The 14055-nt window shown below is 75.6% G+C and carries 10 protein-coding genes and 1 pseudogene; 5 read left to right on the top strand and 6 right to left on the bottom strand.

Features of this window, described 5'->3' with window-relative positions:
* Positions 1-13: 13 nt before the first annotated feature.
* Positions 14-619 carry an acyltransferase gene (locus QMQ26_RS13600; RefSeq protein WP_100837999.1) on the top strand — a complete coding sequence of 202 codons (606 nt, stop codon included), beginning with the start codon at positions 14-16 and terminating at the stop codon, positions 617-619.
* 180 nt (positions 620-799) lie between these two features.
* Here QMQ26_RS13600 and QMQ26_RS37460 read toward each other — a convergent pair whose 3' ends face one another.
* The 3 genes and pseudogenes from QMQ26_RS37460 to QMQ26_RS13590 form a co-directional block, all read right to left on the bottom strand.
* The gene (locus QMQ26_RS37460; RefSeq protein ID WP_318552275.1) at positions 800-1480 is read right to left on the bottom strand and encodes a LytR C-terminal domain-containing protein; all 681 of its coding nucleotides are present in this window, start codon (positions 1478-1480) and stop codon (positions 800-802) included.
* A gap of 89 nt (positions 1481-1569) precedes the next feature.
* Positions 1570-2448, bottom strand: a pseudogene (locus QMQ26_RS37455) (LCP family protein); the annotation flags it as partial.
* A gap of 181 nt (positions 2449-2629) precedes the next feature.
* On the bottom strand, positions 2630-3418 hold the full coding sequence (locus tag QMQ26_RS13590) for a TIGR03089 family protein (protein WP_100838001.1): 789 nt from the start codon (positions 3416-3418) through the stop codon (positions 2630-2632).
* 115 nt (positions 3419-3533) lie between these two features.
* Here QMQ26_RS13590 and QMQ26_RS13585 point away from each other — a divergent pair, with 115 nt between their 5' ends.
* Positions 3534-4448 carry a DNA-3-methyladenine glycosylase family protein gene (locus QMQ26_RS13585; protein WP_100838002.1) on the top strand — a complete coding sequence of 305 codons (915 nt, stop codon included), beginning with the start codon at positions 3534-3536 and terminating at the stop codon, positions 4446-4448.
* Positions 4449-4481: 33 nt separating this feature from the next.
* Here the strand turns inward: QMQ26_RS13585 and QMQ26_RS13580 are convergent, their stop codons facing one another.
* Genes QMQ26_RS13580 through QMQ26_RS13570 form a run of 3 tightly spaced genes read right to left on the bottom strand, consistent with a single transcriptional unit; the run spans position 4482 to position 7485 of the window.
* On the bottom strand, positions 4482-5795 hold the full coding sequence (locus QMQ26_RS13580; protein WP_282205861.1) for a coenzyme F420-0:L-glutamate ligase: 1314 nt from the start codon (positions 5793-5795) through the stop codon (positions 4482-4484).
* Positions 5792-6781 carry a 2-phospho-L-lactate transferase gene (gene cofD, locus QMQ26_RS13575; protein ID WP_282205860.1) on the bottom strand — a complete coding sequence of 330 codons (990 nt, stop codon included), beginning with the start codon at positions 6779-6781 and terminating at the stop codon, positions 5792-5794. The genes QMQ26_RS13580 and cofD overlap by 4 nt, the downstream gene beginning before the upstream one ends.
* A 20-nt stretch (positions 6782-6801) precedes the next feature.
* The gene (locus QMQ26_RS13570) at positions 6802-7485 is read right to left on the bottom strand and encodes a cysteine dioxygenase (RefSeq protein ID WP_404814121.1); all 684 of its coding nucleotides are present in this window, start codon (positions 7483-7485) and stop codon (positions 6802-6804) included.
* 562 nt (positions 7486-8047) lie between these two features.
* Here QMQ26_RS13570 and QMQ26_RS13565 point away from each other — a divergent pair.
* The 3 genes from QMQ26_RS13565 (at position 8048) to QMQ26_RS13555 (ending at position 14040) form a co-directional block, all read left to right on the top strand.
* On the top strand, positions 8048-8320 hold the full coding sequence (locus tag QMQ26_RS13565) for a WhiB family transcriptional regulator (RefSeq protein ID WP_014136066.1): 273 nt from the start codon (positions 8048-8050) through the stop codon (positions 8318-8320).
* A 225-nt stretch (positions 8321-8545) separates the two neighbouring features.
* Positions 8546-12388: a glycosyltransferase gene (locus tag QMQ26_RS13560; RefSeq protein WP_282205859.1), complete on the top strand. Its 3843-nt coding sequence runs from the start codon at positions 8546-8548 to the stop codon at positions 12386-12388.
* A 5-nt stretch (positions 12389-12393) separates the two neighbouring features.
* Positions 12394-14040, top strand: a complete 1647-nt coding sequence (locus QMQ26_RS13555) for a DUF5719 family protein (RefSeq protein WP_282205858.1) — start codon at positions 12394-12396, stop codon at positions 14038-14040.
* The last annotated feature ends 15 nt before the right edge of the window (positions 14041-14055 follow it).

Genomic DNA, 14055 nt, shown 5'->3' with positions numbered 1-14055 from the left:
CTAGGGTCGCGCCATGACGAGCAGCGCCCCCCGGATCGAGGCCACCGCCGACGTCGACCCGCGCGCCGTGATCGGCCCCGGCAGCACCGTCTGGCACCTCGCCCAGGTCCGCGAGGACGCCGAGATCGGCGCCGAGTGCATCATCGGCCGCGGCGCGTACGTCGGCCCCGGCGTGAAGCTCGGCGACCGGGTCAAACTGCAGAACCACGCCCTGGTGTACGAGCCCGCGGTGCTGGAGGACGGCGTCTTCGTCGGCCCCGCCGCCGTCCTCACCAACGACCTCTACCCGCGCTCCGTCGACCCCGACGGCCGGCTCAAGCGCGGCGACGACTGGCACGCCCGCGGCGTCACCCTCCGCGAGGGCTGCTCGATCGGCGGGCGCGCCGTCCTGGTCGCCGGCGTCACCGTCGGCCGCTGGGCCCTGGTCGCCGCCGGAGCCGTGGTCCACCGCGACGTCCCCGACTTCGCCCTGGTGGCCGGCGTCCCCGCCCGCCGCATCAAGTGGGTCGGCCGGGCCGGCGAACCGCTCACCCCCACCGCCCCCGGCCGCTGGCGCTGCCCGCGCACCGGCGAGACCTACACCGAGACCGCCCCCGACACCCTCGCCCCGGACGCGTAGCGCCCCGCCACCCGGCTCCGCAGGGGCCCGGGGAACGGCGGGTCGGTGCCGCCGCGCGCCGGATGCCACCGGAGGGCCCGGGCCGCCGAGGGCCGGTGCGAACGGGGACCCGCGGCAGCGGAACGCCCCGGCCCCGGCACCCGCGGCGGCCCCGGGCCCGCCGTTCTTCCCGACCCCGCGTCACTTCGCCTTCGCGGCGCAGACGTTGGTGTCGTCCGCCTGCACCCGCTGGATGTCCTTGGGTGCCTCGGTCGGCGCCGCCGACGCCGTGCTGCCCGCGCCGGTGAAGTCCTTGCCGAGCACCACGACGACGCCGTCCTTCGCGCCGAGCCTGCTGCCGGCCTGCACCGCCGTCGCGGGCAGTCCGAGGGCCGCGGCCACCGCCCGGGCCTCGTCCTCGTGCCCGGCCGGGTAGGTGACCGCGCTGCTCGCCGCCGCGTCCGCGTTGCTGCCCGCGACGGCCAGCTCGAAGCCCCCGGCCTGGAGGGCGGTGGCGGCCTTGCTCGCCTGGCCGGCGGTCCCGCTGCCGTTGCGGACCGTGACCTTGACGTCCGCCGCGTCGACCTGTGGCGCGGCGGGGGCGGAGGAGGCCGGGGCGGCGGGCTCGGGGCGGCGCTCTGCTGCGGGACGTCGGTCAGCGAGCGGTCCGCGGCGATCATGGCGAACAGCTGCTGGGCGTCGTTCGGCTTGAGGACCAGCCGGTTGCTGTCCGTCGGGTCGTCGAGCACCGGCGCCGTGGTGAAGGTGATGTTCTTGGTGTCGACCCGGGAGATGTCGAGCGCCAGGTCCTTCAGCTTGTTGACGCTGCCGATCCCGTCGTCGACGGTCAGCGCCTTGGTGGCGGCGTCGGCCAGGTCCCACAGCTTGCCGGGGTTGGTCAGGGTGTCGCTGCTCTTCATCTTGCGGATCATCGAGGAGATGAACTGCTGCTGCAGCGGAATCCGGGTCAGGTCGCCGCCCAGGCCCACCGCGTGCCGGGTGCGGACGAAGGCCAGCGCCTCCTCGCCCTGCACCACGTGCCGGCCCGCGGTCATCTTCAGGTGCGAGTACGGGTCGTCGATGTCGGTCGAGGCGCACACCTCGACGCCGCCGACGGCGGTCGAAAGCGTCTTCACCGCCTCGAAGTTGACCATCATGAAGTGGTTGATCCGGACGCCGGTCAGCTTCTCGACGGTCTTCCAGGTGCAGCCGGGGTCGCGGCCGTCCTGGCCCAGGCTGGTGTTGAACATCGCCCGGGCCTCGCCGGGGATGCTCTTGTCGCCCGCCTTGCAGTCCGGGACGGAGACCATCAGGTCGCGCGGGATGGACAGCACCGTCGCGTTCGAGCGGTCCTTGGAGATGTGGAACAGCAGCGTGGTGTCCGCGTGCCCGGCCGAGCCCTCGTCGCCGTACTCCCGGCCGAGGCCGACCCGGCTGTCGGTGCCGATCACCAGGATGTTCAGCGCGTCGGTCGCCTGCGGGCGCTCCGACTCCTCGCCGACCTGGACCTTCACCGAGGAGATGTTGCTGTTGAAGTGCTGGTAGACGTAGTACGCGCCGCCGCAGCCCGCGACCAGCACCAGGCCCAGCGTGCCCGCGGTCCACTTCAGGACCCGCCGCCCGCGCGAGGAGCGGCCCTTGCGCCGGGCCGCCCGCCCGCCGGGCACCGCCGTCGCGCCGCGGGCCGCCGCGCCGCCCTTTGCTGCCGCGCCGCCGCCCGCCGGCCGGCCCGCGTCCAGGTCGAGCCGGAACTCGCCGGTCGCCGGGTCGAGCACCCACTGGTCGGCGGGGTCGACGCCGGTCGGGGTCGAGTCCGCCGAGTCGCCCCGGTTCCGGTGTCCGCTGTTCATCCCGGACACCCTAGACGAGCCCGGCCGCCGAACCGTCCGCGATGTGATACCCGTCACCCGGCGAAAGGGTGGAAAACGGCGGCGGCGCGCCCCGTCCGGCCGGTTCCGCCGGGCGGAGCGCGCCGTCGCCGCACTCCACTGCCATCGCCCCAGGACTACCCGCCCCGGCGGGCCGTGGACCTCACCCGAGGCGCAGAGTCACCCGTTCGGATTCGACCCGGCTCCGCCACTGGTCCTCCGTCAACTGCTCGGAGTTGCGGCACAGGACGACCGACGCGCCCGCCGCCAGCGGCGCCAGCAGGCCCGCCTCCAGGCCCGTCCAGTCGTCGAACGACAGCGTGGACAGCACCCGGCTGCCGCTGTCCAGGCCCAGCCGGGCCGCGCCCTCCCGGGCCAGCGCCACGGCCTGCTCGCCGGTCAGCTTCAGCGGCAGCCCGTCCACCACCGTCTCCAGCGCCACCGCCTGCGGGTCCACCGGCGAGTACGGGGCGAACCGGTCGCCCTGCCCGGGCACCTCCGCCGCGTAGTCCAGGAACCCGTCCGGCCGCTGCGGGAACCGCCCGCCCAGCGGGCGCAGCGCCAGCGCCACCCGCTCGCCCGAGCACTCCTGCGCCGCCGCCAGCCCGTCCGGCCCGGAGACCACCAGCTCGGCGTCCTTCGGCTCGCCCTGCGGCACCGCCACCACGCCCACCGACCAGCACGCCAGCAGCCACACCGCGCTCTGCCAGTGCGCCGGCAGCAGCAGCGCCGCCCGGTCGTCCGGCGAGGCGTTCAACTCGTCCTGCAACAGGTTGGCCGTCTTCGCCACCCAGTTGTCGAAGGTCTTCGCCGACAGCTCCACCCGTTCCCCGGTCGAGTCGTCGTAGAAGGTCACCAACGGGCGGGACGGGTCGGCAGCGGACCCCGGGCGCAGGAAGGCCTGCAGCAGCTCGGCGGGGGTGCGGGCGTCGGCAGCGAAAGGCGCAGTCATGGTGCACCCCAGCCTACGTCCTGCCCCCCGCCGGAGGGGAGGGTGTCCGGCCCGTCGGACCGCCGCGTCGCGTTACGCTCGCCCCTGCCCCGCACCCGACCCCGAGGACGTACCGATGCCCGCCCAGACCCGGCAGTGGCGGCCCGGCTACCCCCTCGACCTCGGCCGCACCCTCTTCCCGCTCCAGCGCGGCACCGGCGACCCGGCCTTCCGGCGCACCCCCGACGGCGCCGTCTGGCGCGCCTCCCGCACCCCGGACGGGCCCGGCACCCTGCGCGTCCTCCAGCGCGCCGACGGCGTCGACGCCACCGGCTGGGGCCCCGGCGGCGGCTGGCTGCTCGAACAGCTCCCCGCCCTGCTCGGCGCCGAGGACGACCCGGCCGGGCTCGCCCTCCCGCCCGGGCCGCTGCGCGAGGCCCAACGCGCCTGCCCCGGGCTCCGGTTGACCCGCACCGGCCTGGTCATGGAGTCCCTCGTCCCGGCGATCCTGGAGCAGAAGGTCACCACCATGGAGGCCTACCGCGCCTGGCGCACCCTGCTCCACGACCACGGCACCCCGGCCCCCGGCCCCGCCGCCGACCTCGGCATGCGGACCGCCCCCTCGGCCCGCGACTGGACCCTCGTCCCCAGCTGGGCCTGGCACCGGGCCGGGGTCGACCCCAAGCGCTCGGCCACCGTGCTGCGCGCCGCCCGCCTCGCCGCCCGCCTCGAACAGGCCGCGGCGATGCCCCCGGCGGACGCCTTCGCCCGGCTCACCGCCGTCCCCGGCGTCGGCCCGTGGACCGCCGCCGAGACGCTCCAGCGCAGCAACGGCGACGCCGACGCGGTCTCGGTCGGCGACTTCCACCTCCCGCACACCGTCGGCTGGGCGCTGGCCGGCCGCCCCCGCAGCGACGACGCCCAGATGCTCGCCCTGCTGGAGCCCTACCGCCCGCACCGCCACCGCCTGTGCCGCATCCTCCCGCTCACCGGCGCCCGCCCCCCGAAGTACGGCCCCCGGCTGGCCCCCAACGACCACCGCGGCCGGTAGGGCGGCTGTTCGGGGGAGGTGGCCGGAGCCCGGCTAGCGCACGGTCAGGAACGCCTCCGCGTCCCGCGCCTGACGCTCCCTCGGGGCCTCCGCCGCCCGGCCGACCGCGACCGCGCCCATCGGGTCCCAGCTCGGCGGGAGGTCGAGCGCGCCGCGGACGGTGTCGCGGCAGAACATCGTGGAGGACACCCAGGCCGAGCCGTACCCCTCGCCGGCCAGGGCGACCAGCAGGTTCTGGACGGCCGCCCCGGCCGCCACCACGAACATCTCCCGCTCGGCGGCGGCCCGCCGCTCGTCCGGGTAGTCGTGGGAGCCGTCCGTCACCAGGCACGGGACGATCACGTACGGTGCGCCGCGCAGCACTTCGCCGCGCGCGGTGCGCCGCGCGACGCGCTCCTCGCTCCAGCCGTCGAGCTCCCGCAGGTCGCGCTGCCAGGCGCCGAGCATGGCGTCCAGCAGCCGGGTGCGGGCGTCCGCCGTTTCGAGCAGGACGAACCGCCAGGGCGTGGTGTGGTGCGGGGCGGGGGCGGTGATCGCGGCGGCGACGGCCCGGCGCACCGCGCCGCCGTCGACCGGCTCGTCGGTGAAGGCGCGCACCGTCCGCCGGAGGGTGACCGCCGCGCGGACGGCCTCCGAGGTGCCGAGGCGGAACATGTCCTGCTCGGCGGGGCGGATCAGCGGGCGGGTGCCCTCCCCGTCCGCCGCGGTGACCAGGCCGTCCAGGCCGCGGACGATCGCCACCGGGGTGCCGGTGGCCTTGCCCTTGACCAGGTCGGCGGCGGCGGCGAGTTCGTCGGCGGTGGCGGTGACGGTCAACCGCAGCTCGTTGCCGTGGCTGTCGACCCGGCCGCGGTGGTCCTCCAGCACGGGCAGCCCGGCGGCGCCGATCGCGACGTCGGTGAGCCCGTTGCGCCAGGGCCGGCCGAAGGTGTCGGTGACCAGCACGGCCAGCCGCCGCCCGGTCAGCTCCTGGAGCCGGGCGCGCAGTCGGCGGGCCGAGCCGTCCGGGTCGACCGGCAGCAGCAGGACCGTCCCGGGCGCGGTGTTGGACGCGTCGACACCGGCCGCGGCCATCACCAGGCCGTTGCGGTTCTCGACGATCCGGGCCGGGCCGCGCCGGGCCACCACCCGGACGGTCTCGGCGTCGATCGCGGCCTCCCGGTCGTCGGCGCGCAGCAGCCGGCCCTCGGCCTTGGAGACCACCTTGGAGGTGACCACCACGACGTCGCCGTCCTCGAACCGGCCCGCCTTGGCGATCAGTTCGGCGAGGTCGTCGCCGGCCGCGATCTCCGGCAGCCCGGCGACCGGCAGCACCCGCAGCCCCCCGCCGCCGACGCCCCCGCTCATTCGGCGGCCCCGGCGGCCCCGGCGACCTCGGCGGCCAGTGCCAGCGCGGCGCGCGCCATCTCGGCGGTGGCCTCGACCGAGCTCATCAGCAGCGGCACGGCCCGGCAGGCGATCCCGGCGGTCGCCACCTCGTCCACGGCGGCGGCGTCGGAGGTGTCCACCAGCCAGCCGTCCAGCAGCCCGCCGTCGCGGCGCGCGCCGTAGTGTCGGGCGACGGCCGCCGCGGTGGTCTGCACGCCGACGGCGGCGAGCACCTTGTCGGCCATGCCGCGCACCGGCGCGCCGCCGATGATGGGGGAGAGGCCGACCACGGGGGCGCTCGCGCCGGCGACCGCCTCGCGGATGCCGGGGACGGCCAGGATGGTGCCGATCGAGACCACCGGGTTGGACGGCGGCAGCAGCACCAGGTCGGCCTCGGCGATCGCCTCCAGCACGCCGGGCGCGGGCTTCGCGCTCTCGGCGCCGACCGGGACGATCGCCTCGGCGGCGACGGCGGCGTGCAACCGGACCCAGTACTCCTGGAAGTGCACCACCCGCGGCCCGTCCGCGTCGGTGATCCGGACGTGGGTCTCGACCCGGTCGTCGCTCATCGGCAGCAGCCGCACGCCGGGCTGCCAGCGGTCGCACAGCGCCTCGGTGACGGCGGACAGCGGGTACCCGGCGGCCAGCATCTGGGTCCGGACGATGTGGGTGGCGAAGTCCCGGTCGCCGAGCCCGAACCACTCGGGCCCGACGCCGTACGCCTTCATCTCCTCCTTGATCGACCAGGTCTCGTCGGTGCGGCCCCAGCCCTGTTCCTCGTGGATGCCGCCGCCGAGGGTGTACATCACGGTGTCCAGGTCGGGGCAGACCTTCAGGCCGTAGAGGTGGATGTCGTCCCCGGTGTTCCCGATCACGGTGATCCGGTCCTCGGGGGTCAGGGCCGCCCGCAGTCCGCGCAGGAACCTGGCCCCGCCGATCCCACCCGCCAACGCAGTGATTCGCATGGCCTCATCCTGCCAGCGCGTCAGTGCACCCGGTGACGCTCCGGGTGCGCGGCGGCCTGCTCCGCGGCGGCGGCCGGGTACTGGTTCATCTCGACCAGGCCGGGCGTGTAGAGGTGGACGGAGACGGCGGGTTCCAGCGAGGCGTTGACCATCTCGTGCAGGTAGCCGGTGGAGAACACCCGCAGGCCGCCGGGGGCCAGGGCGCGCGAGCCCTCGCCGCCGGCCGTCAGCGAGCGCTCGGAGAGTTCGCCCTGGACGACGGTCATCACGCCGGAGGAGCGGCCGTGGTCGTGGAAGCCGCTGGACTGGCCGGGCAGCCAGCTGAGCAGCCACACCTCGTAGCCGGGGCCGGTCTCCAGCCGGGCGTACCAGCGGGTCAGCGCGTCGTAGCGGACCAGCGGCTCCCAGCGGGCCCGGTCGGCGGCGATCTCGCGCACCAGCCGGGCGTAGCCGCCGAGCGTGGTGGGGTGCGCGGGCAGGTCGGTGCGGGCCAGGTGCGGGAAGGCCAGCGGGTCGCCCGCGATGGACACGTCGCTCAGGCCGTCGGCCCAGCGGGGCGCGGCGGGGGAGAGGGGGGCGGGAGCGGCGGGCGCGGGAAAACGCCTGCGGTCGCGGTTGCGCTTGCGGAGTCGGGGCATTCGCACGGTGACGTCCTCGGGTTCGGCTGCGGACTTGGGATCAGCCGGGGCCGCGAGGACGTTCAAGGGGGGACTGTCGCGCGGTCGGCCTCTGTTCCGGGGCGGCGCGCGGTGGGACGCGAGCGCCTAGATACAGCGGAGACAGCGGCGACAACACGAGGAGTTCGCGGCAGCACCGAGGAGCGCCTGGCGGCGCCGGTCGGTGGAGGTGGCCGGGAACTCTGACATGCGGGCAAGCACACCGCAAGCGACCCTCCAGTGTCAAGGCGGACTGACGGACATTCGGGTCACATCGGCTCTGAACCACCGGATGGGGTGATAAGCGCCCATTAAGGTTTCGAAGCTAAAGACTCCGGGAAGGGACGCCCTGAGATCGCCCCGGACCGTCCCGGTCGGGAGCGGCGTGCGGCCTGATGGCTGGTCAGGAACCAGGCGTGATGTCCGGGTTGTCCGGATATGTACACTATTCGTAGTGGCTTGGTTCCGGGGAGTGAATCCTCGGCCCAATACCAGAGCTCGGCTTGACTGGGCCAGAGTGACGCAACTGTAATTTCTCTCGTGTCGTTCCGCCGCACCGGCAACGGCAACACCACGGGGACGCCAAGAGGGGCAGAGGAGGCGCGCCAGAATGAGCGAGCTCTTTGAGCTGTTGATCGGTGAGGGCATCGAGGAAGACGAAGAGGAACTCGGCTGGCAGGAGCGCGCGTTGTGCGCCCAGACCGACCCGGAGTCCTTCTTCCCCGAGAAGGGCGGCTCCACCCGGGAGGCCAAGAAGGTCTGCCTGGCGTGCGAGGTCCGGGCCGAGTGCCTGGAGTACGCCCTCGCCAACGACGAGCGGTTCGGCATCTGGGGGGGCCTCTCCGAGCGCGAGCGCCGCCGCCTCAAGAAGAGCGCGGTCTGACTCCCGCAGCACGTCCGGGCATCCGGACACCCGGGCCCGTCCCGGCCCGTGTCGGCGCCTCACCGCTCAGGTGGGGCGCTTCCGCGTTCCCGGGCCCCCACGGCGACCGGACGCGATACCCGCTGCACCGTCTCTTCACACCCGCCGGGGAGGATCGCGCCACCCGGAGCCGTTAGTGTGGTGCGTCATCTGCCGTCAAACCCGAACCGGTGGTCCGCGCACCCGATGACTGTCTACAGCCACCAGAGCGGCTTCTCCGCTGCCAGGCCGCCCGCCTACCCGCGCCACTTGGTCACCGCCGTGATCGTCTCGCACGACGGCGCCCGCTGGCTGCCGCAGGCGCTCGCCGGACTGCTCGGCCAGGACCGGCAGGTCCAGCGAATCCTCGCGGTGGACACCGGCTCCACCGACAACTCGCCCCAGCTGCTCGCCGACACCCTCGGCGACTGGCTCCCCGGGAGCGGCCCGCAGATCCTCGGCCGCCGGGTCGGCTTCGGCCGCGCCGTCGGCGAAGCCGTCGCCGGCAGCCACCCGCTGCGCCCCGAGGACCTCTCCTACAGCCTCGACCCGTCCGGCTACGACCCCGTCACCGGCGGCTGGGACGACTTCGGCGACCCGCTCGGCGGCGAGGACGACCTCGGCCGCGGCGGACCGCGCGAGACCCAGCCGGTCGAGTGGCTCTGGCTGCTGCACGACGACTGCGAACCGCAGACCGACGCCCTGCGCCGCCTGCTCCAGGTCGCCGACTCCACCCCGACCGCCGCCGTGGTCGGCCCCAAGCTCCGCTCCTGGTACGACCGCAGGCAGCTGCTGGAGGTCGGCGTCACCATCGCCCGCTCCGGGCGGCGCTGGACCGGCCTCGACCGCCGCGAGCAGGACCAGGGCCAGCACGACCAGGTCCGCCCGGTGCTCGCCGTCTCCACCGCCGGCATGCTGGTCCGCCGCGACGTGTTCGAGGAACTCGGCGGATTCGACCGGGCGTTGCCGCTGATGCGGGACGACACCGACTTCTGCTGGCGGGTCAACGCGGCCGGCCACCGGGTGGTGGTCGCCCCCGACGCGGTGCTCCGGCACGCCGAGGCCGCCAGCCGCGAACGCCGCGCCATCGACTGCGCCTCCGCCCACCCGCACCGGGTCGACAAGTCCGGCGCCGTCTACACCCTGCTCGCCAACTCCAAGGGCCTGCTCTTCCCGTACGTCCTGCTCCGGCTGGTCCTCGGCACCCTGCTCCGGGTGGTCGTCAACCTGGTCGGCAAGGACCCCCGGCAGGCCTACGACGAGATCGCCGGCCTCGGCCACGAACTGCTGCGCCTGCCACGGCTGATGGCCGCCCGGGCGCGCCGCCGCCGGACCCGCTCGGTGGACTCGCTGGACGACCGCACGCTGTTCCCCGCCCCCGGCGCCACCGTCCGGCTCGCCGTCGAGAACGTCGTCGGCTCGCTCGGCATCGGCGGCCCCGACGAGGCCGGCGCCGGCCGGCACGGCTCGGTCGAGTCCGGCCCCGGCGACGACGACACCGACGACCTGGTGGTCGAACAGTTCGCCCTGCTCAAGAAGCTGGTGCGGCGCCCGGCCCCGGTGCTGTTCGCCGCCCTGCTGCTGTTCGCGCTCGCCGCCTGCCGCAACCTGATCGGCTCCGGCCTCCTCCAGGGCGGCGCCCTGCTGCCCGCCTCGGACGGCGCGGCCGGCCTGTGGGGCATGTACGCCGCGCCCTGGCACGGCATCGGCACCGGCTCCACCGCCGACGGCCCGCCCTACCTCGCGGTGCTCGCGATCCTCTCCTGGGCGCTGTTCGACCACGCCGACCTCGCGCTCACCCTGCTCGTGGTGCTCTCGGTCCCGCTCGCCGCGGTCAGCGCCTACCTGGTCTCCCGCCCGCTGATCGCCTCCAAGGCCGTCCGCGCCTGGGCCAGCGCCACCTACGCGGTGCTGCCCGCCGCCACCGGCGCGCTCGCCCAGGGCCGGATCGGCACCGCGGTGCTCGCCGTGCTGCTGCCCCCGCTGGCCCGCGCCGCCGCCATCACCGCCGGCCTCGGCATCCGCAAGGAGACCGCCGCCAAGGGCGCCCGCCCCGGCTGGCGGTCCGCCTGGATGACGGTGCTGATGCTCACCGTCAGCACCGCCTTCGTCCCGCTCACCTGGGCCATCGCCGTCCCGCTCTGCCTGGCCGCGCTGCTGCACGCGGTGCTCCGCGGCGGCGCGTTCGGCTCCGGCGCGCAGGCGGTGCGGCTGCTCGGCCTGCGCGTCGCGGTGATCCTCGGCGTGCCGCTGCTGGTGCTCGCCCCCTGGTCGCTGCAGGTCCTCGCCCACCCCTCCCGGCTGCTGCTGGAGGCCGGCGTCCCCGGCTTCAACGGCCCCGCCGCCGACCCGCTCGGCCTGGTCCTGGTCAACCCCGGCGGCGCCGGCACGCCCCCGGTCTGGCTGTCCGCCGGCGTGGTGCTCGCCGCCCTCGCCGCGCTGCTGCGCGCCGACCGCCGCCGCGCCGTGCTGGCCGCCTGGGGCGCCGCCGCCGCCGGGCTGCTGTTCTCGGTCGCGGTGGCCGGCACCGCCGTCACCCCCGCCTCCGGCGGCCCGCAGACCGCCGCCTGGGCCGGCCCCGCCACCCTGCTGGCCGGGGTCGCGCTGCTCGCCGCCGCCGCGATCGGCGCCGACGGCGCCAACACCCGGGTCTCCGGCATCGCCTTCGGCTGGCGCCAGCCGGTCGCCGCCCTGGTGCTCGCCGCCGCCGTGCTCGCCCCGGTCGGCACCGCCGTCTGGTGGGCCGTCACCGGCGCCGACGGCCCGCTGCGGCGCGGCAGCGACGCCCAGGTCCCGGCGTTCATCGCCGAGTCCGGCACCACCACCGACCGCTCCCGCACCCTGATCGTCACCGGCGACGCCGAGGGCACCGCCGTCCGGTACGCGCTGGTGCGCGGCGCCGGCCTGACCACCGGCCAGGCCGAGGGCACCGTGGACAGCGCCGCCGACGGACAGCTCTCCCCGCTCACCGCCAAGCTGCTGGCCGGCTCCGGCGGCGACCTGGCCCGCACCCTGGCCGGGTACGGCATCAGCTACGTCGAGGTGAAGGACCCGGTGATCGCCAAGGTCCGCGACGTGCTGGACACCACCCCCGGCGTCACCCGGCTCAGCCTCGACAACGGCGTCGGCCTGTGGCAGCTCACCAGCGTCCCCGGTACCCGGGCGCAGATCACCAGCCCCGGCACCGTCCCGGTGGTCGTCCCGGCCGGCGCGCACGACATCTGGACCACCGTCCCGGCCGGACCGGCCGGCCGGCAGCTCCGGCTGGCCGAACAGGCCGACGGCGGCTGGCAAGCCACCCTGAACGGCAAGCCGCTCAAGGCCGTCACCGTCGACGGCTGGGCCCAGGGCTTCGCCCTCCCCGCCGAGGGCGGCCGGCTCGACGTCACCCGCGCCGGCGCCGCCGCCCACACCGCCTGGGCCTGGGGCCGGCTCGCGCTCGGCGCGGTCGTCCTGATCCTCGCCCTGCCCGGACGCCGCAACACCAACGACGACGACATCCCCGAGGAGGTCGTCGCCGCCCAGGCGCTGGCCGCCCAGGTCCAGGCCCAGGCGCCCGCCCCCGGCAGCCGCCGGGCCCGCCGCCTCGCCGAACGCGGCGAGGGCGAGGACCCGCAGGCCGAGCCCGGCGTCTACGCCCCCGGCGTCCCGGCCCAGCAGACCGCCGAAGCCGACCCGGAGCCCTACCGGCCCGAACCCGAGCCGTTCGCCGACCCGTACCAGGCCGATCCCTACCAGGCCGACCCGTACCAGGCGGACCCGTACCAGCAGCAGGGCTACCCGTCCGACGGCTACGGCTACGACTACACCCGGCACCAGCCCGTCGGCGCGCCCCCGCAGGGCGACGGCCACGACCAGTACGGCCAGCAGCAGGCGTACGGCTACGACACCCCGCCCGCCCAGGGCTGGACCGACCCGTACGCCGCCGGCTACCCGCAGCAGGACGAGCAGCAGCAGCCCTGGCTGCCCGAACAGCAGCAGCCCACCACCTACTACGACCCCAACGACCCCTACGGCGGCCCACCGCGGCAGCCCGGGGCGGGGAGCTGACCGCGATGAAGAAGCCCACCCTGAAGGCGCCCAAGCTCAAGGCACCCGACCTGAGCTCCGTGACCGGCGGCAGCCGCACCGGCCAGTCCCTGCTGGCCGGCGTGGCCGTGCTCGGCCTGGTGTTCGGCATCGCCGAACTGCGCTCCCCGGCCACCTCCGCCGCCACCGGCGGCGGCAAGCGCACCACCGCCCAGGTCGAGCGCGCCGCGCTGGTCTGCCCGCCGCCGATGCAGGGCGTCACCGGCTCCACCACGCTCACCCTGTTCAGCCCCGAGGGCGGCACCGGCAGCACCGGCACCGGCCTGCTCGCCGACGCCACCGCCGACAACGTGCTCGCCGCGCAGAACCCCGCGCAGCCCGCCCCGTCCGCCTCGGCCGCCCCGTCGGACGCCGCCTCCGCCGCGACCCCGGCCGGGCAGCCCTCCGGCAGCCCGGCCGCCGCCGTCGACGCCCGGATCTCGCTGGCCAAGCCCGGCCTCCCGGCCACCGGCCCCGCCGCCAACGGCGACACCGCCCCCGGCAGCTTCGCGATCGCCACCGGCAACCTCGCCCCCGGCTTCACCGCCACCCAGCTCACCAGCTCCGAGCAGGGCGGCGCCGGCCTGTCCGGCGCCGACTGCCTGCCCTCCGGCACCAGCTTCTGGTTCTCCGGCGCCAGCACCACGGGCAACCGGGTCGACTACGTCACCCTGGTCAACGCCGACAGCCTCCCCGCCGTCGTCGACCTGCGGATGTACGGCGACAAGGGCCCGATCGACAACGAACTCGCCACCGGCATCTCGATCGCCCCCGGCAAGACCGAGACGATGAGCCTCGCCAGCCTCACCAAGGGCCCCGTCGACAACCTCGCCCTGCACGTGGTCACCCGCAGCGGCCGGGTCGCCGCCGGCGTCCACGCCATCGACACCGGCAAGGGCAGCGACTGGCTCGAACCCTCCGCCGACCCCGCCGCGAGCGTCGTCATCCCCGGCATCCCCGACGACGTCACCGCCGCCCACCTGGTGATCGCCACCGACTCCGCCGACGACGCCGACCTCAAGGTCCAGCTCTCCGGCAAGAACGGCTGGTTCACGCCCGCGGGCAACGAGACCGTGCACGTCAAGGCCGGCATGACCGCCGCCCTCGACTTCCAGTTCACCGAGCAGACCCGCGAGGGCGCCAGCGCCGTCCGGCTCACCCCCACCAGCGACAGCCACCCCACCCCGATCGTGGCCGGCCTGCGCGTCGACCGCGAGAACAAGGGCAAGACCGAGGCCGCCTGGCTGGCCGGCGGCAACCCGATCGGCGCCCGCGCCTCCATCGCCGACAACCGGGCCGGCCAGACCAAGCTGTTCCTCACCGCCACCGACGCCGACGCCAAGGTCAAGGTCACCAGCTCGGCCGGCGCGAGCGGCGGCACCCCCGCCGGCAAGGACGTCGACGTCCCCGCCGGCACCACGGTCAGCGTCGACGGCATCGACCCGGCCGGCGCGAACGGCCCCTACGCGCTGACCCTGCAGACCCTCGGCGGCGGCCCGGTCCTCGCCGCCCGCCAGATCACCATCCCGGCCAAGGACGTGCCCGCCTTCACCACCCAGCAGTTCCGCGACGACCACGCCACCGTGCAGGTCCCGCAGGTGGCCGCCGACCCCGGGGTCGTGCTCGGGCGGTGAGCCGGGTGGGGCCCC

Origin of the sequence: Kitasatospora fiedleri, from assembly GCF_948472415.1 — a bacterium.
Lineage (GTDB): Bacteria > Actinomycetota > Actinomycetes > Streptomycetales > Streptomycetaceae > Kitasatospora > Kitasatospora fiedleri.
Note: the sequence above shows the minus strand (reverse complement) of the source record. Positions and strands in the feature narration are given on the sequence as shown.

Excerpts from the sequence above, each read along its gene's own strand:
- QMQ26_RS13600 (WP_100837999.1), top strand. The coding sequence starts at position 14 with ATGACGAGCAGCGCCCCCCGGATCGAGGCCACCGCCGACGTCGACCCG.
- QMQ26_RS13590 (WP_100838001.1), bottom strand. The coding sequence starts at position 3,418 with ATGACTGCGCCTTTCGCTGCCGACGCCCGCACCCCCGCCGAGCTGCTG.
- QMQ26_RS13585 (WP_100838002.1), top strand. The coding sequence starts at position 3,534 with ATGCCCGCCCAGACCCGGCAGTGGCGGCCCGGCTACCCCCTCGACCTC.
- QMQ26_RS13580 (WP_282205861.1), bottom strand. The coding sequence starts at position 5,795 with ATGAGCGGGGGCGTCGGCGGCGGGGGGCTGCGGGTGCTGCCGGTCGCC.
- cofD (WP_282205860.1), bottom strand. The coding sequence starts at position 6,781 with ATGCGAATCACTGCGTTGGCGGGTGGGATCGGCGGGGCCAGGTTCCTG.
- QMQ26_RS13565 (WP_014136066.1), top strand. The coding sequence starts at position 8,048 with ATGAGCGAGCTCTTTGAGCTGTTGATCGGTGAGGGCATCGAGGAAGAC.
- QMQ26_RS13560 (WP_282205859.1), top strand. The coding sequence starts at position 8,546 with ATGACTGTCTACAGCCACCAGAGCGGCTTCTCCGCTGCCAGGCCGCCC.
- QMQ26_RS13555 (WP_282205858.1), top strand. The coding sequence starts at position 12,394 with ATGAAGAAGCCCACCCTGAAGGCGCCCAAGCTCAAGGCACCCGACCTG.